The following is a 25,543-nucleotide window of genomic DNA, read 5'->3' as shown; positions in this document are numbered from 1 at the left end:
AACCCTGTGGCAAAATTGATCAGAGTCCTAAAAAACTGAATTATTCCCAGCATGACCGCAACTATTCCCAATCTCCCCAGCCTGTACGAACCTTTCTCCACAGAAGCCAAATGGCAAAAATTCTGGGAAGACAACCAAGTTTACAAAGCTGACCCCAACCACCAGGGTGAACCTTACTGTATCGTTATTCCTCCCCCAAACGTGACTGGTAGTTTGCACATGGGTCACGCCTTTGAAAGTGCGTTGATTGATACCCTCGTGCGCTATCATCGCATGAAAGGACGTAATACCCTCTGGCTACCCGGAACAGACCACGCCAGCATTGCTGTACAAACGATTCTGGAAAAGCAACTCAAGGCTGAAGGTAAAACTCGCTATGACTTAGGACGGGAAAAATTCCTAGAACGCGCTTGGCAATGGAAAGCCGAATCTGGGGGTACAATTGTTAATCAGCAGCGCCGTTTGGGTGTTTCGGTGGACTGGACAAGGGAACGCTTCACTTTAGATGAAGGTTTATCAAAAGCTGTTTTAGAAGCATTTATTCGTCTCTATGATGAAAAGTTAATTTATCGCGGTAATTATTTGGTGAATTGGTGTCCTGCTTCTCAGTCTGCGGTGTCTGATTTAGAAGTGGAACCAAAGGAAGTAAATGGTAATCTTTGGCACTTCCGCTATTCCTTGAGTGATGGTTCTGGTTTTGTAGAAGTGGCGACAACTCGACCAGAAACAATATTGGGTGATACAGCAGTTGCGGTTAATCCTGATGATGAGCGGTATAAACATTTAATTGGTAAAACCCTGACTTTACCAATTATGAAGCGGGAAATCCCCATTATTGGTGATGAATTGGTTGACCCTGCTTTCGGTACGGGTTGCGTGAAAGTGACTCCAGCCCATGACCCCAATGATTTTGAAATGGGTAAACGTCATGATTTGCCGTTTATCAATATTATGAATAAAGACGGTACTCTGAACGAAAATGCTGGGGAGTTTCAAGGTCAAGACCGCTTTGTGGCTAGGAAAAATGTGATTTCTCGCCTAGAAGCAGACGGTGTTTTGGTGAAGATAGAAGATTATAAACATACAGTACCTTATAGCGATCGCGGAAAAGTCCCCGTTGAACCTCTCCTTTCTACCCAGTGGTTTGTCAAAATTCGCCCCCTTGCTGACAAAACTCTCGAATTTTTAGATAATCAAAATTCACCAGATTTCGTCCCCCAACGCTGGACAAAAGTCTATCGTGACTGGTTAGTAAATCTGCGCGACTGGTGTATTTCTCGTCAACTGTGGTGGGGTCATCAAATCCCGGCTTGGTACGCTGTTAGCGAAACCGGTGGACAAATTACCGACTCAACACCCCATTTTGTAGCACGCAATGAAGCTGAAGCTTGGGAAAAAGCCAAATCACAATTTGGGGAAAATGTCCAATTAGAACAAGACCCTGATGTTTTAGATACCTGGTTTTCTTCTGGACTTTGGCCATTTTCAACTTTAGGCTGGCCAGAACAAACCCCTGATTTAGCAACTTATTATCCCAACGCCACCTTAGTTACAGGTTTTGATATCATCTTTTTCTGGGTTGCGAGAATGACGATGATGGCGGGACATTTCACCGGACAAATGCCGTTTAAAACTGTTTACATTCACGGCTTGGTCAGGGATGAAAATAACAAGAAAATGTCAAAATCTGCCAATAATGGCATTGACCCATTATTGCTAATTGACAAATATGGTACTGATGCCCTTCGTTATACCTTAATTAAAGAAGTAGCAGGTGCTGGTCAAGATATTCGCTTAGAATATGACCGCAAAAAAGATGAATCAATATCTGTAGAAGCATCTCGAAATTTTGCCAATAAGTTATGGAATGCTGCCAGATTTGTAATGATGAATTTGGATGGGCAAACTCCAGCCCAATTGGGTAAACCTGAACCGACAGAACTCAGTGATAAATGGATTGTTTCCCGTTATCATCAAGTAGTTAAACAGACCACTAATTATATCGACAATTACGGTTTAGGGGAAGCAGCAAAAGGACTTTATGAGTTTATTTGGGGTGATTTTTGCGATTGGTATATTGAATTAGTAAAATCTCGCCTCCAAAAAGATGCAGACCCTGAATCTCGCAAAGTCGCCCAGCAAATTCTTGCCTATATTTTAGAAGGGATTTTAAAACTACTTCATCCTTTAATGCCTCATATTACTGAGGAAATTTGGCAAACTCTTACTCAACAACCAGCAGAAAATCCACAAATTATAGCCTTACAGCCCTATCCTGAAGCTGATGAAAAATTAATTGACCAAGCTTTAGAAGAACAGTTTGAATTGTTAATTAATACTATTCGCACAATTCGCAATTTACGAGCAGAAGCTGATATTAAACCTGGAGTAAAAGTCACTGCTAATTTGCAAAGTGAAAATGCCAATGAGCGTTTCATCCTCAATGCTGGCCAGTCTTATATTCAAGATTTAGCAAAGGTAGAAACTTTAACTATTACTGACAAAACGACCATTGATGAACAAAAAAGCCAACCTATTGTCACGAAATCAGCTTTTAAGGGCTTAAAAACTATTGGCTTAATTATTGTCGGGCTGGTCTTGTTAAGAGTTGCTATTATTGTCGGGAATGCTTCACTACGTCTTCCCATTTTTGGCACTTTCTTTGAAACAGTTGGTCTTGGTTATGCCGGTTGGTTTATTGTCTACAATATACTCAATGCTGAAAGTAGACAAAAGTTATTTGCAAATTTGCCCAAAACTGATATCCAAAATCTACCACAACCAGAATCTACCCAAATCGAAGAATCAGACAATTCTATTTCTGGTGTTGTCGGGACTGTTCAAGTTGTAATTCCTTTAAAAGGTGTGGTAGATATTGAAGCTCTCCGTGCCAAACTAGAAAAAAGTATCAACAAAGCCGAAGCCGAAGCTACATCCCTACGTGCTAGACTGAGTAATTCTAAGTTTGTGGATAAAGCTCCCGCAGATGTAGTTCAAGGTGTGCGTGATGCTTTAACAGAGGCTGAGAAACAAGCGGAAATTTTGCGCGAACGCTTGCTTACTTTATAACAAGTGACAGGTAATAGGTAATAGGTGACAGAAATAAATTGACCAATTACCAATTACCAATTACTAACTACTAATTACCTAATTTAAAATTAGGAACGCAGCGACAATGCTATACTTAGCCCAAGTACGTAAAAATGATTTTTTAGACCAGTATCAATTACGCTTATTAGCACGTCAGGAAGGTGAACATTTATGGTCAATTATTTCTGAAGAGGCATTTATTCTCTTGGGAAAAGGAAATACCATGAGTGAAAAAGTGCTGGTGTTAGTTGAGCTTTCCTCTACAGGTGATATAGAAGTTATTGAAGATGCTACTTGTTGGATAGTTTATCTAGTACAAACTTATCTCAAAACTGGTATTACTCCAGAATTTTTACAAAAGGAAGCAGAACAAGCGGAAAATTGGCGACAGGCATTAACTTTGCAAAACCAAGATTTAGCACGTCGTTCCTTAGAATTAGAAGCCCGTCGTGAACAAATTCAAGCCCTAGAAGAAAGTATTAATCGGGAGAAAACAGATCAGCAAGATAATTCGTAATATTTTCTTTTCTGTGGCATACCAGAAAGTTTAATACCTCATCAGCAGTAGCAAAAGTAATAATGGGGTCTAGTGTTTTAGGAGATGGGAGAAACTTTTATGAATCCCTAACCCCCAATCTCCATTACCAATCACCTATTTTATTCTGCTGCTAACAATTGTCTAATTAATTTTGTTACCGCCTTTTGTGTAAAACGACTAGCAATTTGTTGACCTAAATGATGCACTCTAGGATTAACAAGTACCTGTGCTAATTGGGGGGCAATTTGGGCAACATCAAAACCTTTTGTTTCTCTGAGAATACCTAAAATTCGTTTGATATGCTCTAAGTTTTGTTGTTGTTCGACTGTTGCACCAGGAGTTTCATTAACTGCTGTTAATCCTACTCTTTCTCGCAGTAAGTAAGTAAAGTTGTGCAAGACATTTTTACTGACAGCATCAATGCCGTTGACAAACTCATCTACTAACCTGTCACGAATAAATTCACCTCGTTCTGAAGATAGAAATTCTACCCCCTGATTGAGTACTAAACTCAAGTCATAATCTTGACTATTCCGTGCATTTGTTAACAGGTTTTCTAAGCGGTTCCAACGGAATTTACCATCTTTAAATAGCAACTCTTTCAATGATGTTCTTAATTCATCTGCGGGGTCAGTTAATAGGCGTTTAGAAACGTAAGGATAAGCTTCACTGAGAACTTTAAAATTGGGATCTATATAAATAGCAATACCTTCCAATGTCACCAAAGAACGAATAATTAAAGCGTAGTAAGGAGGTACGCGGAAGGGATATTCATACATTAAAGCCGATAAATCATCGGTGATGCTTTTAATGTTAAGTTCGGCGACACTTGCACCTTGGGCGTTAGCAAATACTCTGGAAAATGCGGGAATAATTGGTGTTAAGTCGGTTTCTGGGGTGAGAAATTCTAATTTAACGTAGTCTTTTGCTAATGAGTCAAAGTCACGGTTAACGACGTGAACGATCGCTTCAATTAAACCATAACGCTGTGGTGGCTTAATCTCACTCATCATCCCAAAGTCAAGATAAGCTAATTTACCATCAAAGGTGGCTAACAAATTACCGGGGTGGGGGTCAGCATGGAAAAACCCATGTTCTAGCAATTGACGTAGGGAACACTGTACACCTACTTCAATGAGATAACGAGCATTTATACCCAGATCCTGAAGTTCTTGCGCTTGGGTTAATTTAATCCCGTTGATCCACTCCATCGTCAATACGCGACGATTGGTGAATTCCCAATAAATTTTTGGTACATATACATCTTGCATATGACCGTATAATTCAAAGAATCGCTCGGCATTTTCGCCTTCATGGATGTAGTCCATTTCTTCAAAAATGCGATCGCCCAATTCATCCAAAATCCCAACTAAATCACTTCGTACCCGCTTGACTTTTCTTTGCACCCATCCTGCCAAATAGCGCAAAATATACAAGTCAATGGTGATTCTTTCTCGCAAATCTGGACGCTGGACTTTTATCGCCACTTCTTCCCCAGTTTTCAGTTTACCTTTGTAAACTTGTCCCAAAGAAGCTGCTGCAATTGGTTCTGCCGAAATTTCCGCGTAAATCTCCTCTGGTGGGCTTCCTAACTCTTCTTCAATAAACTGGTAAGCTATTTCATTCGCAAAGGGCGGTAATTGATCTTGGAGTTTAGTTAATTCTTCCAGGTATACCGGAGGCACCAAATCCGGTCTAGTAGACAAAGCCTGACCAATTTTGATGTAAGCAGGCCCCAATTTTGTTAGTAATTCTCGCAATTGAATCGCTCGACGGCGATCGTTTTTAACGACAATTCCCCTTTGTTTATCCGACCACATTCCCAAAACATAGGATAAAGTTGGTCGTAAAACCGCTAAAATCCGTCGCAAAACTTGCAGAGGCTTGTTTGCGTAATGTGCGCGGATCTCTTCAGGATCGTAACCCAGTGTCTCAGGTTCATCTCTAGCTGGTACTGAATGTTCTTGCTCTGCTGATATTCTTGGCGAATGGAGAACCAAGGCTGTTGTCCCATTTTCTGGTACTACTTCAATCACGGACAATTCACCTCCGTGATTGTCCTCCGGAGTTGATTGGAAACTAGGGGGAAATGTCTTAACCATTATGAAAAAAGCCACCGGTTTGATGAACGCTGTTAAGTATTGTAACAATATGTTGCCATTTTCGCATCTGCCTAACAAGTAGAAACTTGAAGAGGAGATGAATTTAAATTTGCTATACTTTGTTTAGCCAGTTTATGCTAATAACAATGCAGGCTGGTGGAAATAATTAACCGCTAAAAACCTGTAAAACCAGGGTAATAATGTAAGTATTATAGCTTCAGGCATAAAAATCCAATTATTTCTAGGGTGCGTTCATCTACATCTGAGGAGATATACCTCTATAGATTAGGCAAGAGAACTCCATAAAAAACATGATCCAATAAAGTAGGGGTAATTCATGAATTACCCCTACTTTAGCGAGGGACAAGCTTTAGGGGAATGATATTAAAACAGGATCAATCATTCTATGGAGTTCTCCAAATAAAAAACAGGACTTACTTTGTAATAAGTCCTGACAATTTCGATATCAATGGGAACTCCAAAAAATAAATAATTCTGTAAAGCAGGTATTTTCAGTGTTAGGAATGCAAGACACCTACCCTACAAAAATCGTAAAAGTCCCTATGGCTTGCTTACAGGTGTAACTTTTGCTTCTACTTTGACACTTTTCACGCCTTTGACTTCTTTAATCAAGGTTTCCGCTTTTTTGAGTTCATCTTGAGAAGTAGCTGTACCTTTGAGAATAATCTCACCTTCTTTATTCTCTACTTGCAACTTATTGCTGGGTAAACCTTCCTTTAACTTTTTGCTAACTTCGGTTTTGAGGTCGCTTTTAGTAGTTTCAGGAGTAATTTTTGTGGTTGTGCTAACTGGTGTAGTGGTAGCTGCTGTGATAGGTTGAGCAGTTTTTTCTGTAGTTTGTGTAGTTTGAGACGCAGGTTTTGCTGGTACTGTAGTAGATTCGTTCGTTGTACCAGGAGTTTCTGAACCGGTTTTAGGAGCTTCTTGGCAACCAAAAACACCAGCTACTAAAATACCGCTAACAAGAAAGGGAATTAGCTTCTTCATGTTTATCTCCAAATCGAATAAGTGAAGCGATGTACTGAATGTGTGTGTGATTCTGAGGAGCGAATCTTAAAAAACAAATTAAATAGACCAAAACATAAATGCTTGTGCAAGCACCTAAGTTGCTGAAAATTGATGCTTGGATAACTTCTCTGACTCAAATCTATAAGTCAGTTCTAACAAAAGTACCAATTCAATTTTCATGATGGTTACAGACGTGTAGTCCCTGGTATATGGGATAAAGACTCTTTACTGAATCTTATCTAGAGTCCTAACAGCCTTCTTAAGGGTAAATGCTGCTGTCCCACATCGATCACTCGATATTATCAGATTTGAAGAAGTTTGACGCAACCTGAATGATAATTTTATAAAAGAAAGGCAGCATGAGTCATGAGAAAGATAAATATTCCCCCCAGTTGTCTCCAATTCCCAGTCCCCAATGACCTTTAAAATTGTAATTACAGGGGAAATTGCGCCTCAATTGTTCGGTTCTACGACTGTCGCTAGTGCAGAAAAAACTATAACCTCGTAAGTATATGGTGCAATGTCTACCTTAGCTGCTGTTAGACGATCTTGAATCAAGGGGTGAAAACCTGTGTACGAATGGATCTTGCCAAGTTTGAGAGAAGTTTTAGCCCAAAGCCAATCAAGTATGGCTGGGTGTTCATCTGCCAAAGCAGAGCAGCAATGGCGTATTAGCCTGGCAGCAACAGAACATCTACTACTCAATAATTTAGCAACAGGTTCGCCCGAAATCACCCAAGGTTTAGTTTTAACTGCACCAGCACCTTTATTTAGTCAACCAAAACTAACTCAAAGTTTACAGACGGTAACTTTTACTGCCAAACCATTTAACCCATTGGCACTGATGCCGTTCCATGTTTCACCAGCGATAAGTGTAGAAAGTGATGAAAAAGAAGCGATGTCTGCTTTCCGAGAAGCTGCGCTCACCACAGGCCATGCCCACGCAGATGCAGAAACTATTTTACCTTTATTACCAGCCGATCCTCTAGGTTTAGAGCAGTTTTGCTTGGTGTTCACAGAAAAATTTAGATTAGTTCTGGTTTTATCAGCCGATAGAAGCGGTAAAAAAGAATTTTTATTTTCCTTTGAGCCAGAAGTAGTGCAGCAAGCTTGGCGATCGCTTGGCGCTAGGGTAATCTTGACTAACCCAGAATTATTCGCTGAGTTGGATATGTTAGTTGAAACATATTCCCCAATCGCACCAAGTTACCATACTATAATTCAATTTAGCCAGTTGTTGCTTCAGGAATTAGCAGAGCCAGAAACGGATAAAGCAACACATACTCCTCCCATTTACCCACATCCCCATATTCCTGTTTCCCCATCACCAAAACCATCTTCCCGTTCTGATGTGGAATTACTACAAGCCTTTGCTCACGAAGTCCGCACCCCACTGACTACTATTCGCACTCTCACTCGTCTGTTACTAAAACGGCGAGATTTGCCTACTACTGTAACTAATCGCTTAGAAGTTATAGACCACGAATGTACTGAGCAAATTGATCGCATGGAGTTGCTGTTTAAAGCAGCCGAATTAGAAACTTGTACAGCCGCGAAATCTGCAAATACCCAACTAACACCGATGTCTTTGGATCAAGTATTGCAGCAAAGTATACCTCGTTGGCAACAAGCAGCCCATCGACGGAATTTAACTTTAGATGTAGCTTTACCCCAGCAACTGCCAACGGTGGTTAGTAATCCCGCTATGCTAGATCGAGTACTCACGGGTTTAATGGAGAATTTTACCCGCAGTTTACCTCCTGGTAGTTCTATTCAGGTTCAAGTTATCCCCGCAGGTGATCAACTCAAATTGCAATTAACACCTCAATTGGATTGTCAAGACACAACCAGAATTACAACACTACCAATTCGTAAATCTCTAGGTCAATTATTAATGTTCCAACCAGAAACAGGAACAATTAGTTTAAACATTGCGGCTACTAAGCATCTTTTTCAAGCAATTGGTGGTAAGTTGATTGTGCGTCAAAGTCCCCATTATGGCGAAGTATTGACAATTTTCTTACCGTTGGAAGTTAGTAAAGAAAAAGTGGTATTTAAATAAGTTTGCTTTGCTCAGAAAACATTTTATCGAACAGAATTCAGGAATCAGGATTCATCAATTTCCACAAGTTTTTGCCGAGAGGTTAAACCGGATTTGATTCTAATAGAGGATTTAGGAACATCAAATTTTTCTGCCAAAAGCTTAATTAACTCTTCATTGGCTTTACCATCTACTGGTGGTGATTTTAAGTTTACAGTTAAACTACCATCTTCTTGTTCGGCAATTTTTTGTTGTTTAGAGTTCGGTTTAACTTTGACTTTTTTTTGCATAACACCAAGTTAGCTAATGGCTGAAAAAATAATTAGTACTGTTAAAATTCAGGTATTTAAACCTGTCTGATTATATCTGTGTAATGTTTTATGATTATTTCAAGTGAGTTACCTAACCACTTAGAAAACCAGATTAAAAAATTCCTGCAATAGCCCATGTTAACTCACCCTATGACTACCGCACCCCTCAGTTGGCAAGAACTAGAAACCCTGACGAACTATCAAATAGATACTGTTAATGGTCTCACTAATGCTAAAGCCCGGTTACGCTTGTTTGGGCATCCCGAATCTGATGTGCGGGTAACGCTGTACCGTGATAACCATGCTTGGTGTCCTTACTGTCAAAAAGTTTGGTTATGGCTAGAGGAAAAACAAATTCCCTACCGCATCGAAAAAGTGACAATGTTCTGTTATGGAGAGAAAGAAAGTTGGTACAAACGTAAAGTACCATCAGGAATGCTCCCTGCGATCGCACTAGATGGGCGGATTATTAAGGAAAGCGATGATATTTTGATCGCTTTGGAAAAAGTTTTTGGTTCATTGAACCAAGGTATGGAAGATCGCACAGTGCTTCCTCTACGTCAATTAGAACGACTTTTATTTAGAGCCTGGTGTACTTGGCTATGCTATCCAGCAAGTTCCTCTCAACAAGAACAACGCAATCGAGAAAAATTTACTGAAGTGGTATCTCTGGTTGAGGAGACGCTGAGTCGCACTCCCAGTCCTTACTTTCTAGATAGCTTCGGCACTGTCGATGTCATCTTTACGCCCTATGTCGAACGGATGAATGCAAGCCTTTACTACTACAAAGGCTATTCTCTGCGGGAGGAAAACCCTCACTTGAAAGCATGGTTTGCAGCCATGGAAAGCCGACCTACTTACTGCGGTACTCAGAGCGACTTTCATACCCACGCACATGATTTGCCGCCTCAGATGGGGGGCTGTTGGGAAAATGGCGAACCCCAAATGTTAATCAATAAAGCGCGAGTGGATAATGGGCCTTGGTTCGGGCTACCAGATGTTACTTATCCAGAACCCGAAAACTCTCGTATGGAAGCTCTGCAAAGAACTATCGAGCATCGCACCAATATTATCCGAGTCAATCCCTTAGATGATCAGTTGTTTGATCAAGCCTTACGTTGTGCCTTAACACAGATGATGACAGGTAAAGACTGTGTACCTCCAGCGGGATCTGATGTCGCTTTACGATATTTGCGCGATCGCATTAATGTACCTAGAGATATGTCTATCTATGCAGCCAAGCGATTGAGGGAATCCTTAGAGAAGACCGCAGCCCTGGCAGGTGATGGACAGCCAGAACCCATTCCCACCAAGCATCGACGAGATCAAGATCCATCTAACTTTGTCAGAAAGTAGGATTTATGAACTTTGCGGTTAGACCACTCACAATACCGTTGGTGTAACCAAAAATTTCAATTTTTAGCATCCTCAAAGGTTAATTATGACGTTCCATTTTTGAGAGAGAATAATGTCAATTATCAACACCTATCGGAACTGTTTAAACTTAAACCCTACATCCGAAATGATCGATAATTGTACTATTTTACAGAATGCCAGGAACGAGACTTGAACTCGTGACACGAAAATTTTCTCCCCTCTGTTTTAATGACTGTAATGACTGATAGTTAAGGATAGTCATTCATCTTCATAGTCAAATCATAGTCAATCTTTTGGTGGTTCTAGTTCTATAGGTAATTCTGGTGGTAAAGGAAGAGTAGCACCATCATAGAAAACAGCAGCTTTATCTTCACTTCTAGTCGCATTAATAGCTTGTCTGGCTTCCTCCCACGATGGGAACGAAAGAAACTCCCATTCACCAGTATTATCATTAGCAACGGCTATAGTGGTTTCCTCTTGTCTCCAATCGTTATCTGACATATATTACATCGTGGCAAGTAGCAGATTAAGTATAGATCATAGTTATCTGAAAACCTATCCAACAAATTTATTAAGCTTTAGCCAATAACCATATCAGCTAACTAATCATGTCATATTCGGCTGTAACAGCTATGTTTTAAGTTTTAGGTACAAATTGCCATACAATGTCATATTCATATCTGCTGTTGTAGAGGCATATAGAAAGAGTTATTTGTAATTGCGTTTAATCAAGTTCATACAAATCTTGTTTGTATAAATGCAAAAACACCGCGCTAGATTTTGTTGACAAGACAAGTGTAATAGTATTACATCACACTAAATTACTACTTTAATCATTCAACTTTATGGAAATCAGATGTCCTAGTGGTGTTAGTGGCAGTCTGATAATTGCAGTTAAAACTCAGGAACTTGAACCTGTCTTATTGTACCCGCGTAATGTTTCATAATTATTTCAGGTGAATTACCTACCCATTTAGCAACCTGTACCACACTCACACCAGTTTCTAAGCAATTTGTGATAAACGTATGTCGTGTATGGTACTGCGGACGGTAAGGAACATTTAACTCAGATAATACAGTTTTCCAGGCTCGATTAAGGAAGTTATGAGCATCAATTAAACCGCCCTTGGGAGCTTTAAAGACTGGTGTATCTGCATTAGGATTACTTGGTTTAATGGAAATTAACAACTCTTTGAGTGATTTATTAATAGGGAATTTACGGCTCTTATGAGTTTTGGTATCTTTACGATTACCTTCTACAACTGCTTCACTGAAGGTAATTAACGTTAGATTACTATTGATGTGTTCCCAAGTTAACCCTATAGCTTCAGAAGTCCTACAACCCGTCATAAACAGAAATCTAACATAATTTGTGTAGTGATTGTAGTACATATTCCTCTCAAAAGCTGCAATAATCTGTTCTTGCTCACCTTTATTAAATGGGTTAATTGTTTCATCTTCATCTTTTACAGCTACTCTTACCTTCTGTGACATCCCCACGAATGGGTTATTACTAATCAACTCAGAATCTATTGCCCAATCACAACAAGCTTTTAATTGAGTTAAAACACGCTTTGTTGCATTAGATGTTAATTTATCTAGCAAGAAATCTCTGATTATTACCGCCTCTGAAAGCTTATGTGTTGGTAAACTGGCAATATGGTTTCTAGTCTTCTTAAAATCCTTATTAATCGTGGTGATACTCAAAGTCTTAGACTTATAAGTTGTGTATTTATCCCATAACTCAATCAATGTTGGTTGTTGTTGACTTTCTGTTGTTGTAACAAGGGTTAAATGAACTTGAGGTTTATATTTAGCTAATGTGGGGTCAAAGCGTTCAAATGCAATATCTGATTCTATCTGTTTCGCTTTAGCCTCAGCAAGCTTGCGATTTTCTGATGTATCTGCCATTCCCAAAGTGAGGTATTTTTGTTTCCCCCTATATAGGTGACGTGGTAAACGCAGTCTGAGTCTGTCTTGGAACGTTTCGACACCGACTGAACCTTTTGATGCTTTTTGTTCCACCTTCATTACCATATCTTTCCATCTTTCTGACTATGTTTTGTCCTCTGCTCTATATCATCATAGTCAATTCATAGTCAAAGTCAAGCCCAAAAATGCAAAAAATCCCACAAGAAATTTACTTAATTCCAGATAGGATTTATCAAAATACCTTTGCTTACAAGGCTTTCAGCTATTTTATTTAATATGCCAGGAACGAGACTTGAACTCGTGACACGAGGATTTTCAGTCCTCTGCTCTACCAACTGAGCTATCCCGGCGCGGGCTTTTTTTATGTTCGCCACGATTACTAACATTAGCAAAGGCATAAGAATTTGTCAAGTGGTTTATGGGAGAAAGTTTTAGGCTGCTTTTATCCCTAACTTTACCCAGGAGAAAACTATGACGAACACCAGGAACTGAACGAGAACGATACTGGGTCCGGAAGCCAGGTTAAACACGCCAGAAACCATAATTCCAAGAATGCTACTGCTAGAACCAACAATGACTGACAGGATGAGAAAGCGACTAAAATGGTGACTCATCAATTTAGCGGTGGAAGCAGGAATTACTAAAAAGGCGTTCACGAGTAAAACACCAACGGCTTTAATTGCTACTGCGACGGCTAAAGATAGTAAAACGACAAACCCATAACGATACAATTGAACAGGAACGCCTTGTACTTGAGCTACATCGGGGTTAAGGGTTAACAAAATTTGCGATCGCAATGTTGATAATAAAAAAATCCCGCTACCTACAAGTATCACCAGTGTCAAAATTAAATCTGTGGTATCAATTGCTAAAATATCGCCAAACAGGACAGCCATCAAGTTACCGCGATACCCCTTAATCATGCTAGTAAGGATGACACCGATTGCTAATGCCCCTGACAGGACTATACTAAGAACGCTATCACTAGCTAAATCTGTTTTGTCAATTAAGTAGAGGACAATTACACCAAAAACTAAGGTAAACGGTAATAACATCCAAGTAGGATTTGTATTTAATAACACGCCCAATGCTACGCCTACTAACGCCGCATGACCCACAGCATGACTGAAAAATGACAATTGGCGCAAAGTGACAAAACAACCCAACAATCCCCCTAGTATTCCCATTAATACAGCACCGATCATGGCACGTTGCATAAAGGGAAACTGTAATAAGTTCACCAAATCGTCACTATTCGTAATAGCTAATAAGATGCTTTGAACATCAGTCAATAAATTCATATCTGCGCTTTTACGATTTTTTTAGCTGTTGTGTAAACAGATTATTTTTATTTCATCAATAAGTACTCCATTCTAGTTCATAATAACTATATGGAAAGCTAAAAACTATATTTTTCTATAAATAAATTGATTTGACAACAACCCATGATTCAATCTAATTCGCACAGCACCTTAGATAGTAATATTATTCAAGCCTTACCGGATGATATTCTGAGTACTGAAAAAGCTCAACGCATGGCAGAATTTTTTAGTTTTCTAGGAGATGCTAATCGCTTGCGGGTTCTCTCTTTATTAGCTAATAAAGAATTTTGCGTGAGCGATTTAGCCGCATTACTAGAAATGAGTGAATCTGCTGTTTCACATCAACTAAGAAATTTACGCGTCATGCGTTTAGTTAGTTACCGCAAACAAGGACGTAATGTATTTTATCGTCTCCATGATAGTCATGTTTTCCATCTTTATCAGTCTGTGGCTGAACATTTAGATGAAAAAGATTAGGTAATTGGTAATTGGTAATTGGTAATTAGTAATTGGTCATTGGTTATTGGTTATTGGTAAATATTTTTCTATCTTCTTCATCTCCCTGGAAAGCAACATACAGCAGATTGCAGATCAACGAGGTACAGAATCAAAATTGAAATCTAGATACCAAACCAGTTTTACTCCTGACTTCTGACTGGTCACTGAGCTTGTCGAAGTGCTGACTCCTGAATCCTGCTGTAATTAGTGATGGTGTTGGTAACGACTAAAACCTGGCCCGTAGGTTGCTAAAAGGTTTTGCGGTGAAAGCGCAATTTCTGGCTTTCCAGTACAAACAAGAGTTTGGTTAAGACAAAGGACGCGATCGCAATGACGGTTTACCATATCAATATCATGGGAAACCTGTAAGACAGTCCAACCCTCTTCCCGTTTTAATTCATTTAGCAAAGCATAAAAATCAGCCGCACCCTGCATATCTACCCCAGCAAAAGCTTCATCAAGTACCAACAATTTTCGTGGTGTTACCAAACAATAAGCCAGTAATACCCGTTTCAGTTGACCACCACTAAGAGTCCCAATAGCTTGATTTTTCAAACGATAAATATCTGTTCTGTGTAAAGCTGTTGCTATTGTTGCCGTTTTTTCCCGGTGATTTTGCCAAAAATTTGCAAATAAGGAATGTTTACTGTCATCTATTCCTAGTCCTACTAATTCACTTACAGAAATAGGAAAACTACGATCAAAAATAAAGTTTTGTGGCATATAGCCCAATAGATGACGTAAATTTCCTAACCTAGAAATTGGGCGACCAAAAATTTCAATATTTCCTGCACTGCGGGGAATCAAATCGAAAATAGCTTTAACTAAAGTACTTTTACCCGCACCATTTGGCCCTACTATAGCTGTATCTGTTCCTGGGAATAATTCAAAGGAAACATCCCGTACAGCTAGAAAATTTCCTTGATAGACAGTTAATCCTTCTACTCTTAATATCGGCAATGTCATTGCTTGCTGGTCGTCAGTCATCGAATTTTAAATTATGAGAAACTGCTCACACTAGTTTTGAACCGAAATACACAGATGTTTAATTCTTAAATTCCGTTGGTGCAACCTGCGGTCGGCACTATTACGAATTACTTACATCCTGTTGATAAATTTTGTAAATTAGTTTTCATTGCCTGAAAATAATACTGCGGATTTGTGTCACCATTTTCTAAAGAATTTAGAGGATACAAAGTTAATTTTAAATCTTGAGAAAGGCTAGTCAGTAGTTTGTTATCTACTCCTGGTTCACTAAATAAGGCTTTAACCTTATATTTTTTCACTGCATTGATGGCTTTCTGCACATCCGCTGGTGAAAGTTGGTCTTCAGGAATTTCCACAACTGCTAGTTGCTTAAGATTATAGCGTGTTGCTAAGTAGGGAAAGGCATCATGAAAAGTGATAAAGGTGCAATTAGGAGTTTCTTGTAAAGTCTGTTTAAATTCATTATTTAAGTTGTCTAATTCCTGAATATAAGCCGCAGCATTGGTCTGGTAAGCCTCTTTATTTACAGGATCAGCAGTGATTAATCCATCTCGAATATTAATGACCTGCTGTTTAGCAAAAACTGGATCTAACCAAACATGAGGATTCCCTTTTGTGTGTTCATGTTTGTGATCGTGGTCATGGTCTTGATCTTTTATTTCCTCTACTGGAGAAATATCATTTATAACTTTAATACTTTTACTGGCATCAATTTCAACTAATTGAGGATTTTGGGCGTTTTTAACTGTATCTGTGAGAAATGTCTCCAACCCTAAGCCATTTTTTACCAACACATTAGCAGTTGCGATCGCTTTTACATTATCCGGTGTGGCCTGATAATCATGTATATCAGTACCTGGCGGCACTAAGATTGCTACATCTGCTACATCCCCAGCAATTGCTTTCGTAAACAAATACACAGGTAAAAATGTTGTCACCACTTTGGTTTTTTCTGACTGTTTTACTGATGACTCTTCAGCACGTTTATCTGTATTATTTCGTGTTTGGCTACAACCAGACGCAATTGATAATAGAAATAGTGTTATTACAAGCAGAATTTGCCTTTTTGGGCTATTGATTCTAAATTTTATACCAGTACTAGTCATTTTACTTTCCGTTATTAAGGATACTTGCTGCATTTGTATCAATATTGTGATTAAAAATCATACTCAATTATACCTTATTATTAGAATAATTATCATTATCACTTGCAGGTGACAACAAATATGATGCAATATTTGCAATTTACTTTTATTTAAGTAATCTAAAATACATTTTTTTTAGAGAGACTACTCTACATTACGTTGTTTAAGTGTTGTAAATTTTTTAACTACATTGTCAAAAAATTTACCTGTTGTTAGTATATCAAGAATAATTTTTGATTAAGCTTTGTTGAAAAGTAAAGCTCAGACGGTTCGTGGTACGGTTGTGAAATGTATATGGGTGTGAGGAAAAATGCATAATAAAATGTGGAATAATCTTGCTAGTCCAGCAATTTGCGGTGTTATACTATGTGTGAATACATCTGTTTGGGCAGGAGAAGCACCTGCAAAAACAGAACCCAGTGAACCTTTAGCAGTTTCTAGTTTAGAGAAAGAAGTCAATAAGTCTTCTCAACAAGATTTAATTTCCCAAGTTACCTCCGTATCCCAGCTATCGGACGTGCAACCCACAGATTGGGCATTCCAAGCTTTACAGTCTTTGGTAGAACGTTATGGTTGTATAGCTGGCTATCCCAACGGGACTTATCGTGGTAATCGTGCCATGACGAGGTATGAATTTGCAGCCGGTTTGAATGCTTGTTTAGATCGGGTGAACGAACTCATTGCTACTGCAACTGCTGATGGGGCGACAAAACAAGATTTAGCGACAATTCAAAAACTGCAAGAAGATTTTGCTGCTGAATTAGCAACCTTACGAGGTCGTGTAGATGCACTAGAAGCGAGGGCTAGTGAGTTAGAAGCAAATCAGTTTTCTACTACTAGTAAATTACAAGGGCAAGTTGTCGGAGTTATTAGTGATGTTGTTGCTGGTGACAACGATGGCAATAAAAATACAACTCTGGGGGCGAGGGCGCGGATAGAATTTGTATCTAGTTTTACAGGTCAAGATACATTATTTACCAGAATTGAGAGCAATAATATTAATAGCCCTATCGAGAGTCCCCAAGAAGGTAATTTATTTTTTGCTGGTCCTAATGGTGACACCAACGCTTATTTAGGTACACTTTGGTACAAATTCCCCCTAGGTGAAAAAACACAGGTTATAGCTATTGCTGAAGGTGGTGCAGCCGACGATGTTACCAGTACCGTTAATATCTTTGATGGTGATGGGGCGTTTGGTGCTTTGTCCACTTTTGGTACACGCAATCCAATTTATGGACAACTAGGCAGTAAAGGACTGGGTGTGAATCACCAGTTTAGTAATAAAGCAGGATTAAGTTTAGCCTATTTGAGTAGTAATGCTAATGATCCCAGTGCGGGAAATGGTTTATTTGATGGTCCCTATGGTGCTTTGGCGCAGTTGACACTCAAACCAAGCGATCGCATTTCCCTTGGTCTAACATACATCAATTCCTACAAACAGCCATTACTCACAGGTAGTAATGCAGCAACGTCTGATATTACCAGTGAAGCATTTTCCAGTAATTCTTACGGTGTGCAAGCATCTGTCGGTATTAGTGAAAAATTTGTTTTAGGTGGTTGGGCTGGATATACCAACAGCAAAGTTTTGACTGGTGCAAAGGGAGACGTTGATATTTGGAACTATGCTGTTACTCTCGGTTTCCCAGATTTGGGCAAAAAAGGTAACTTAGCTGGTGTGATAGTCGGTATGGAACCAAAAGTTACAAGTTCCAGTTTTGCTGGAGTAACTGAAGACAACGATACCTCATATCACATTGAGGCATTTTATCAATACAAAATCAGCGATAATATCACCATTACCCCTGGTGTGATTTGGCTAACAGCACCAAATCATAACAATAATAATGATGATGTGGTCATTGGGGCGCTAAGAACCACCTTCAGTTTCTAAATTTCAAGATCACCAACAATTTAGTGGTAGAGACGTTCCGTGGAACGTCTCTAAAAAGGTTTTTATGAAAAAGCTAACCACAGCGGACGCAAAAAAGATTGATAAATAAGAGTTTGAGAGTTTTCGGTGTAGATCCTAATAGAAAAAGACTAGCCTCCCACAGCTAGTCTTGCTCGAAAAAAATGTTGTTCGCGTTGTCTTCTCAATAGAGTCAAAACCAAATTGCGCGTTCCCAAATTGTAACGGGCAACTTTTCTTAACAAGATTGTAACAGCCAGTACAGTTTTTTCATGAAAATATATCAAAAAATATCTGTCCGCAGGTGGGTAGATTTTTATGCTTTAAGGTAGAAGTCAGAAGCGAGAAGACACAAAGCAGAAGCGATCCAGCTAAATTTATAACTATATTCACGTTCATGTCAGATTATGTCTAGCTAAAGACTTATTATCCAGGGAAGATGGGGAAAAACAACACTTTTCAGGTTTTGTAGAGGAAGAATAAGAGATCAAAAGCAAGAAAAGCCTAAATCATAAATTTATGAATGTTTGTCTAGAAATCTTGATAAATGGTGCTAGAGGTGGGAGTTTAGTGAGTTTTCCCACAGATACAGTTCCCGCATTGGCTACTATCCCAGAAAAAGCAGAGTTGATTTATGCGGCTAAACAACGCAGTTTAGATAAACCTTTAATTTTAATGGCTGCTAGGGCTGATGATTTGTGGGCTTATGTGCAAGGTAGCGAGATAGAACATCAAATCTGGCAAGAGGTAGTTGATAAATATTGGCCTGGTGGGTTGACTTTAGTCTTACCAGCCAGTGACAAAGTTCCTACAGTGATGAATCCTGTTGACCCCACCACCATTGGGATTAGAGTACCAAATAATGCGATCGCTCAAAATATTTTGGCACAAACCGGGCCACTAGCTACTACTAGTGCCAATTTATCAGGTCAGCCACCATTACAAACAGTAGCCGCAATTCAAACCGCCTTTCCAGGGGTGATAACTCTGGAATCGACTACATATCAAGGGCTGAGTGTACCTTCCACCGTTGCTAAATGGACAGGGATAGATTGGCAAATTTTGCGACAAGGTGGCATTAAGTTAGATAATTCAGGCAGTATAAATTTGTAACTTAACAAATTCAAAACTGCGGAAATATGAATTTAGATAACTGGCTATATTTGGGAATAGGAACAGGAATAGGATTACTTGGAGGCTGGTTATTAGCGCGGTTATTAACGCCTACAAGCCCAGAAACAGAGAAACAAGATATCCCCCTACGTTTACAAGAACAGGTCAAGCAAAGCCAACTGGCCTACCAAATGGCGCAGGAAATGAGCCAGTTTAAAGCGGGTTTTTTGGCGCGGATCACCCACGAATTGCGATCGCCCCTGAATGGTTTAATAGGGCTACATCAGTTAATTTTGAACGATTTATGTGAAAATCCAGCAGAAGAGAGGGAATTTGTAGAGCAAGCTTACGAGCGATCGCTAAAACTGCTAAAAATGATAGATGAAATTCTCAGCGTTTCCAGAACAGAACACGGGACGAATAAATTATCTCTTCAGCCCATACAGCTAACCCAAGTTTTACACGAAATTCATCAATTAACTTATATGTTAGCGGCCAATCGGAATTATCCCTTTAGCATCTCACTTCCAGAACCAGAAATTTATGTTCTCGCAGATATACGCTGGCTACGCCAAGTATTAGTAAATTTAGTGAATGCCACAATCTCTCAAATGGAAGAAGGCAGTATTTGTCTTGCCACTAGTGTTATACCTAAAAATAATACTATTCATATCTGGCTAGATGTCCCCACTCACGCTGTCATATCCAGTGAACCAGTAGACTTGATGGCATCGGAACAGATGACAAATCAAGAAAATACCGATCTCTCACCAGGAATGAAGTTATTACTTAATCAAAAGTTATTAGCAGTAATGGGAGGAAAGCTAGAGATTGTAACCTCTCCCACCACAGATTCCACCAGATTTCAGATATCTATGCCCCTAGCGATTCCTGAAGCTGAATTTCTCCAGCCGGAAGCAAACCCAGATTAGATTGATTGTCTAAAACCATCGTCGTTGTGCTATTAACTTGAAAACCAATCTTTTTATAAAACGCTTGTTGATTAGTAGTCATCAAATAAACACGTTCTACCTGCATTCGCGGCTGGCTTAAAACAGTTTCTACCAACTTAATTCCCAGTCCGTTACCTTGATACTCTGGGTGAATGACAACATCCCAAATCGTAGCCCGATAGACACCATCAGAATTGGCTCTAGCAAAGCCAATCAGCTTATCTCCATCCCAAACAGAAACCACGGGTTCACTATTAGCAACAGCAATACCTAAATCTTTTATACTACGTCCTTGCGCCCAAAAAGCGGAAATATTAAATAGATTTTGGAGTTCATAAAGATCAATTGCCCCATGGCCTTCCCTAAAATGAATATGAGAATAGTTCATAGACACCAATTGTCGCAGTATCTTCGCTTCTGTTATGCCATATTTTGCTAGAAATTACTGTAACTGTATATATATATGCAACTAAACAGTTGAAAATTAAATATCTGAAAAAACCGTTCATTTACCCAGATTTGAGAATATTCTGATCTCCTTCTAATTCTTCCTCCTGACTCCTGACTCCTGACTCCGAACTCCGAACTCCGAACTCCGTTCGCGTAGCGTCTCCGTTCGGCGAAGCCGTGCCGTAGGCATAGGAGAAACTCCGTTCGCGTAGCGTCTCCAAAGGAGAAACTCCGAACTCCTGACTTCTAGCCCTAATTAATGACAAACCCACTTCCACAGCGGATGACTAGGCCCCTGTTGACGTATTCTATAAACCTGCTTTTCTAAACGTTGCTTTTCCGGTTGCGGTAGTCCTATTAAAATATTTCGACTTTGCCAAACTAAAACAGAAACAGTCATACCAATACAAAAAGCTAAACCTAGAGTAGCTAATGGATGAAAAAAGAGTCCGTATCTCACCGCTACCCAGGTAAAATATTGTTGCCACAATGCAATTTCTGGACGTAAATCCCATAGGCAAGGAGGTGCAATCAAGAACCACAAACAGCCAGAAAATAACCACCTGCCATATACTGTCAGCTGGTGTAACCTCTGTACTTGGTGAACAAAAGAAGCATCAGAGTTGTCAAAGCTTGAGTCATTAATTGGTAGTTCTTCCTGTTGAGCCATAGGACAATAAAATTACAATATATGGGAAAAGCAATTCAAAATTCAACAAGATGCTTTAATCCCATTTTGGACTAATTTCTAACCTAACTATCCTGGGAACTCACAGAAGTATCAATTGCTGAAAGTGTAGATTTTTCCGTGCGTTCTCGCCACCAAGTTAGAAGTGTACTGGCAATAAAAATACTTGAATATGCCCCCATGATAAAACCGATAATTAGAGCCAAAGAAAAATTATGCAGCGTTTCTCCACCAAATAAGAAAATAGCGGTTAATGTCAACAGCGTTGTTAAAGTAGTGTTGATTGACCTGGTTAAAGTTTGGTTGACAGCATCGTCAACAATTTCTGCAATTGGTCTTTCAGGATTAAATTTGAGAGTTTCCCGAATACGGTCATAAATCACCACCGTATCGTTAACAGAAAAACCTGTAATAGTTAGCAAAGCAACGATGAAGAGGCTATCGACTTCTATACCTGCAACTAAGCCTAAAATGGAGAAAGTCCCAACTGTGACTAAGATATCGTGAAATAGGGCAATTATCGCAAACAGTGCATAGTCTAACTGGAAGCGGAAGGTCATGTAGATAGTAATTAGCACAAAGGAAACTACCAGAGCTAAAACTCCAGATGTAAATAGTTCTCGTCCTAATGTGGGGCCTACCGAGTCAATTTGATTTTTTTGTGGATCGAAAGTACCAATTTTTTCCCTTAATGCAGTTTGCAACTTAGTCCGCTGGTCGGTTTCTAAGTTTTTTGTGCGAATGGTGATGCCATTATCTTTACCATCTTCGGAGATTAATTGAATACTGCTATCTCCAAGTCCCTGTTCTTTAGCAACTTCTCGAACGGCGTTGATATCTATTGGGGTGTCACAGTTATTTGGTAGGTTACAGTCCCTGACTAGCTGCAACCTTGTCCCACCAATAAAATCTAAACTGGGGCGTAGAGGTGCTTTAATACCTGGTGTTTGCCAAGAAATCACCATGGAGATGATACCACTGAGAATGATAGCAGCGGAAATAGTCCACCAAAGACTCCGCGATTTATTAATACTTAGTTTCATTTAGCAACCTCTGCCTTATTTGCTGCCCCTACATTGGGAGAGTAAAATTCTGTTTTCCGCAAGGAGGGAATGGAAATAGCCAAAAACATTAATGTCCGACTACAGGTAATTGCAGTAAACATACTCACAGCCACCCCTAAAGCTAGGGTTAAGGCAAAACCTTTAACTAACCCAGAACCTAACCAAAATAGTGCTGCACAAGCAATCCATGTAGTAACATTACTATCTAAAATGCTAGAAAATGCCCGGTAAAAACCAGACTCTACAGAACGATATAAAGATTTACCTGCTTGTAATTCTTCCCTTGTGCGTTCAAAAATCAATACGTTAGCATCCACAGCCATACCGATACTGAGAATAAAGCCGGCAATTCCAGGTAATGTGAGGGTAACGCCCAACAAAGCAAAAGTAGCCCAGGTGAGAAGGGAGTAAATCACTAGTGAAAAATCAGCAATAACTCCTGGTAGTCTATAGTAAACTACCATAAAGATTAATACTAAAATCAGACCACCGATACCAGCGTAAATGCTGCTTTGAATACTATCTTTACCTAAGGTTGCCCCTACTGTTCGTCTTTCGGCAATTTCTACAGGTACGGGTAACGCGCCACCACGTAATTGCACACCTAAGTTGTTGGCTTCTTCTGCCTGAAAGCGACCTGTAATGACAGCAGAACCGCCAGTAATACCAGTAGCGGCAAATTCTACTCCTACAGTGGGAGAACTAATCAGTTCATTGTCAAGAAAAATACCGATGCCGCGTCCTGTTCCTGCCAGTGTTTTGGTCAAGTCAGCAAATAGTTCCCCACCTTTTTGATCGAAGCGAATGGCAACATTCCAATTGCTACCTTGTTGAGTGGGTTCACCGTAGGCATCCTTGAGGTATTTACCTGTGAGTGGTGGTTTGGTGCTTTCAAATAATTCGACAATCGCCTGATTGTTATTCTGCAACTGTTCCTGATTTTTAGCAATTGCAGCTTGGTCTTTGGCAGTTCTCAACTCTCCCTGTTTGGTTTTTAGTTCTGTTCGTGATACTTGCAGAGCAAATAGTTGAGTTTCTGTATTCGGCTTTTGGATGCGGAACTCTAACTGTGCTGTACCTCCTAGTACCCTTTCGGCTTGCTCTGGGTCATTTACCCCCGGCAGTTGGACTAAGATTTTATCTGTACCCACAGTCTGAATTATGGGTTCGGAAACGCCGAGTCCATTAATCCGACCTTCCACAACTTTCTTCACGGCTTCCAATTCGCGGTCGGTGATTACCTTGATATCTTCTGTTGGTTTCACCTGAATTGTAAGCTGTGAGCCTCCCCGCAAGTCCAGTCCCAAGGGTACGGGAATATTAGCAATCACCGCAACTGCGGCGATTACCAAAACTATAATTAACGCTAATAGCGATCGCTGTCTTTGCATACCATCACTCACAACTGACAAAGGCTATAATAGCGTTCTTTTAGCCAGCTGTGAGTAGAAGTTTTGACAGGAGTTCAGGAGTTTAGGAGTTCAGAAGTCAGGGGAATCATCATCAACTTTTACCTTTTGCCTTATTCTCTCTTCACTGTCACCTGTCACCTGTCAACTGTCACCTGTCAACTAAACTCGCAAAGCTACCATTTTTTGGACTGCTTCCACAATTTGCTCTGGTTGGATAATTGTCAATCGCTCCAAATTACCGTTATAAGGTGTGGGAATATCTTGGGAAGAAAGCCTTAACACAGGTGCATCTAATTCATCAAACAACCTGTCATTAATAGAAGCGGTTAATTCTGCACCAATACCCCCAGTTCTCATACACTCTTCGACGATAATTACACGGTGAGTCTTACGCACAGATGCACCAATAGTATCAAAATCTAGAGGTTTAAGGGATATTAGGTCAATAACTTCTGGATCATATCCTTCTTTTTCAAGAGTTTTTAGGGCTTGCAGGACGTGATAACGCATCCGGGAATAAGTAAGAATTGTCACATCTTTGCCTTGACGTACTACTTCTGCTTTGTCCAGTGGTAGTACATATTCTGTTTCTGGCAGATTTTCTTTTAAGTTATAAAGCAAAACGTGTTCAAAAAATAACACTGGATTGTCATCGCGGATTGCTGCTTTGAGTAGTCCTTTGGCGTTATATGGTGTGGAACAGGCCACAATTTTCAACCCTGGAACAGCTTGGAAATAAGCTTCCAGTCGTTGAGAATGTTCTGCACCCAATTGTCTACCGACACCACCAGGGCCGCGAATCACCATTGGGATTTTAAAGTTTCCACCGGAAGTGTAGCGCAACATCCCAGCATTGTTAGAGATTTGGTTGAAAGCCAAGAGCAAAAAGCCCATGTTCATGCCTTCAATAATAGGTCTTAGCCCCGTCATCGCTGCCCCTACAGCTATCCCAGTAAAGCTATTTTCGGCAATGGGGGTATCTAAAACTCGCAGTTCACCATACTTTTCGTATAGGTCTTTGGTAACTTTATAGGAGCCACCGTACTGTCCTACGTCTTCACCCAGAACAAATACGCTAGAATCGCGTGCCATTTCTTCATCAATGGCTTCCCGCAGGGCGTTAAAAAATAGTGTTTCTGCCATTTAGACCTTTATCACAATTTATTGTTTTAGAATTTTATCGCGCCACCGTCCCTAATACCGTCAGCGATCGCACTAGATTGCAGACTGGCGATTGGTGACTAGGAATAGGGGAAGAGGTTATTAAGCTGCTATACTTAGTCTTCTAGCACTTCATATCAATCTTCAATTAAAACTGCAAACGTCCGTGTCAACTTTTGAAGAGAAGTTATATCCACGTTGGCCAAGCCCTTTTCACCTCGTTTATTCTATTTTATAGCGATTGCTGTGGGGAAGGGTGCGATCGCACTCCCAAAAATCATCCTACAAGCGATCGCACTCCCCAAAATCGCATAAGCACTGATTTATTAGTTCCTTCATTTTTTCTAAACTGGGTTAAATAACATAATTTTTGTACATCAATCACAATAAACCTTGAAAAAATTTGGTGTTCTTGTGTCAA

At 39.7% G+C, this 25,543-nt stretch carries 22 protein-coding genes and 1 tRNA gene; 8 read left to right on the top strand and 15 right to left on the bottom strand.

Annotation, left to right across the window (positions count from 1 at the left end):
• Nucleotides 1-51: 51 nt before the first annotated feature.
• Together AC012T_RS07105 and AC012T_RS07100 are read left to right on the top strand one after the other, a co-directional pair.
• Nucleotides 52-3,069, top strand: coding sequence for a valine--tRNA ligase (locus AC012T_RS07105; RefSeq protein ID WP_487064335.1), 3,018 nt, complete (start codon nt 52-54; stop codon nt 3,067-3,069).
• 106 nt (nt 3,070-3,175) lie between these two features.
• Nucleotides 3,176-3,607, top strand: a complete 432-nt coding sequence (locus AC012T_RS07100; protein ID WP_487064333.1) for a hypothetical protein — start codon at nt 3,176-3,178, stop codon at nt 3,605-3,607.
• Nucleotides 3,608-3,747: 140 nt separating this feature from the next.
• Here AC012T_RS07100 and AC012T_RS07095 read toward each other — a convergent pair whose 3' ends face one another.
• Nucleotides 3,748-5,730, bottom strand: a complete 1,983-nt coding sequence (locus AC012T_RS07095) for an ABC1 kinase family protein (RefSeq protein WP_487064331.1) — start codon at nt 5,728-5,730, stop codon at nt 3,748-3,750.
• Nucleotides 5,731-6,291: 561 nt separating this feature from the next.
• Nucleotides 6,292-6,738: a BON domain-containing protein gene (locus tag AC012T_RS07090; RefSeq protein ID WP_487064329.1), complete on the bottom strand. Its 447-nt coding sequence runs from the start codon at nt 6,736-6,738 to the stop codon at nt 6,292-6,294.
• Between the two features lie 592 nt (nt 6,739-7,330).
• Between AC012T_RS07090 and AC012T_RS07085 the strand changes: the two genes are divergently transcribed.
• Nucleotides 7,331-8,821 carry a sensor histidine kinase gene (locus tag AC012T_RS07085; protein WP_487064327.1) on the top strand — a complete coding sequence of 497 codons (1,491 nt, stop codon included), beginning with the start codon at nt 7,331-7,333 and terminating at the stop codon, nt 8,819-8,821.
• Between the two features lie 44 nt (nt 8,822-8,865).
• On the opposite strand, the gene AC012T_RS07080 is transcribed toward AC012T_RS07085, so the two are convergent.
• Nucleotides 8,866-9,090, bottom strand: coding sequence for a DUF167 domain-containing protein (locus AC012T_RS07080; protein WP_487064325.1), 225 nt, complete (start codon nt 9,088-9,090; stop codon nt 8,866-8,868).
• A 171-nt stretch (nt 9,091-9,261) separates the two neighbouring features.
• Here AC012T_RS07080 and AC012T_RS07075 point away from each other — a divergent pair, with 171 nt between their 5' ends.
• Nucleotides 9,262-10,467: a glutathione S-transferase family protein gene (locus tag AC012T_RS07075; RefSeq protein WP_487064323.1), complete on the top strand. Its 1,206-nt coding sequence runs from the start codon at nt 9,262-9,264 to the stop codon at nt 10,465-10,467.
• A 306-nt stretch (nt 10,468-10,773) separates the two neighbouring features.
• Here AC012T_RS07075 and AC012T_RS07070 read toward each other — a convergent pair whose 3' ends face one another.
• The 4 genes from AC012T_RS07070 to AC012T_RS07055 all read right to left on the bottom strand — a co-directional run bounded on the left by AC012T_RS07070 (nt 10,774) and on the right by AC012T_RS07055 (nt 13,721).
• Nucleotides 10,774-10,989 carry a hypothetical protein gene (locus tag AC012T_RS07070; RefSeq protein WP_487064321.1) on the bottom strand — a complete coding sequence of 72 codons (216 nt, stop codon included), beginning with the start codon at nt 10,987-10,989 and terminating at the stop codon, nt 10,774-10,776.
• A 393-nt stretch (nt 10,990-11,382) separates the two neighbouring features.
• Nucleotides 11,383-12,519, bottom strand: a complete 1,137-nt coding sequence (locus tag AC012T_RS07065) for a tyrosine-type recombinase/integrase (protein WP_487064319.1) — start codon at nt 12,517-12,519, stop codon at nt 11,383-11,385.
• A 178-nt stretch (nt 12,520-12,697) separates the two neighbouring features.
• A tRNA-Phe gene (locus tag AC012T_RS07060) sits at nt 12,698-12,770 on the bottom strand.
• Between the two features lie 81 nt (nt 12,771-12,851).
• Nucleotides 12,852-13,721 carry a metal ABC transporter permease gene (locus AC012T_RS07055; protein ID WP_487064317.1) on the bottom strand — a complete coding sequence of 290 codons (870 nt, stop codon included), beginning with the start codon at nt 13,719-13,721 and terminating at the stop codon, nt 12,852-12,854.
• 234 nt (nt 13,722-13,955) lie between these two features.
• Between AC012T_RS07055 and AC012T_RS07050 the strand changes: the two genes are divergently transcribed.
• Nucleotides 13,956-14,219 carry an ArsR/SmtB family transcription factor gene (locus AC012T_RS07050; RefSeq protein ID WP_371834367.1) on the top strand — a complete coding sequence of 88 codons (264 nt, stop codon included), beginning with the start codon at nt 13,956-13,958 and terminating at the stop codon, nt 14,217-14,219.
• Between the two features lie 225 nt (nt 14,220-14,444).
• On the opposite strand, the gene AC012T_RS07045 is transcribed toward AC012T_RS07050, so the two are convergent.
• Together AC012T_RS07045 and AC012T_RS07040 are read right to left on the bottom strand one after the other, a co-directional pair.
• Complete coding sequence (locus AC012T_RS07045; protein WP_487066495.1) at nt 14,445-15,206, bottom strand: metal ABC transporter ATP-binding protein; 762 nt, start codon at nt 15,204-15,206, stop codon at nt 14,445-14,447.
• Between the two features lie 128 nt (nt 15,207-15,334).
• Entirely contained in the window at nt 15,335-16,333 is a 999-nt protein-coding gene (locus tag AC012T_RS07040; RefSeq protein ID WP_487064315.1) for a metal ABC transporter solute-binding protein, Zn/Mn family, read from the bottom strand.
• A 349-nt stretch (nt 16,334-16,682) separates the two neighbouring features.
• Between AC012T_RS07040 and AC012T_RS07035 the strand changes: the two genes are divergently transcribed.
• The 3 genes from AC012T_RS07035 (at nt 16,683) to AC012T_RS07025 (ending at nt 20,326) form a co-directional block, all read left to right on the top strand.
• Entirely contained in the window at nt 16,683-18,263 is a 1,581-nt protein-coding gene (locus AC012T_RS07035; RefSeq protein WP_487064313.1) for an iron uptake porin, read from the top strand.
• A gap of 537 nt (nt 18,264-18,800) precedes the next feature.
• On the top strand, nt 18,801-19,394 hold the full coding sequence (locus tag AC012T_RS07030; protein WP_487064311.1) for an L-threonylcarbamoyladenylate synthase: 594 nt from the start codon (nt 18,801-18,803) through the stop codon (nt 19,392-19,394).
• Between the two features lie 26 nt (nt 19,395-19,420).
• Nucleotides 19,421-20,326, top strand: a complete 906-nt coding sequence (locus AC012T_RS07025) for a sensor histidine kinase (RefSeq protein ID WP_487064309.1) — start codon at nt 19,421-19,423, stop codon at nt 20,324-20,326.
• On the opposite strand, the gene AC012T_RS07020 is transcribed toward AC012T_RS07025, so the two are convergent.
• The 6 genes from AC012T_RS07020 to AC012T_RS06995 form a co-directional block, all read right to left on the bottom strand.
• Entirely contained in the window at nt 20,268-20,735 is a 468-nt protein-coding gene (locus AC012T_RS07020; RefSeq protein WP_487064307.1) for a GNAT family N-acetyltransferase, read from the bottom strand. The two genes, AC012T_RS07025 and AC012T_RS07020, sit on opposite strands and share 59 nt — an antisense overlap.
• Nucleotides 20,736-20,856: 121 nt before the next feature.
• Nucleotides 20,857-21,063 (bottom strand): hypothetical protein, encoded by a 207-nt coding sequence (locus tag AC012T_RS07015; protein WP_487064305.1) that lies wholly within the window; start codon nt 21,061-21,063, stop codon nt 20,857-20,859.
• The gene (locus AC012T_RS07010) at nt 21,054-21,467 is read right to left on the bottom strand and encodes a hypothetical protein (protein ID WP_487064303.1); all 414 of its coding nucleotides are present in this window, start codon (nt 21,465-21,467) and stop codon (nt 21,054-21,056) included. The genes AC012T_RS07015 and AC012T_RS07010 overlap by 10 nt, the downstream gene beginning before the upstream one ends.
• 83 nt (nt 21,468-21,550) lie before the next feature.
• Complete coding sequence (gene secF, locus AC012T_RS07005) at nt 21,551-22,528, bottom strand: protein translocase subunit SecF (RefSeq protein ID WP_487064301.1); 978 nt, start codon at nt 22,526-22,528, stop codon at nt 21,551-21,553.
• Nucleotides 22,525-23,940 carry a protein translocase subunit SecD gene (secD, locus tag AC012T_RS07000; protein WP_487066493.1) on the bottom strand — a complete coding sequence of 472 codons (1,416 nt, stop codon included), beginning with the start codon at nt 23,938-23,940 and terminating at the stop codon, nt 22,525-22,527. The genes secF and secD overlap by 4 nt, the downstream gene beginning before the upstream one ends.
• A gap of 180 nt (nt 23,941-24,120) precedes the next feature.
• Nucleotides 24,121-25,104 (bottom strand): alpha-ketoacid dehydrogenase subunit beta, encoded by a 984-nt coding sequence (locus AC012T_RS06995; protein ID WP_438891251.1) that lies wholly within the window; start codon nt 25,102-25,104, stop codon nt 24,121-24,123.
• Nucleotides 25,105-25,543: the final 439 nt, after the last annotated feature.

The organism is Anabaena sp. EIM26 (assembly GCF_057568715.1).
The sequence above is the reverse complement of the archived record's forward strand: the minus strand, read 5'-3'. Positions and strand labels throughout refer to the sequence as shown.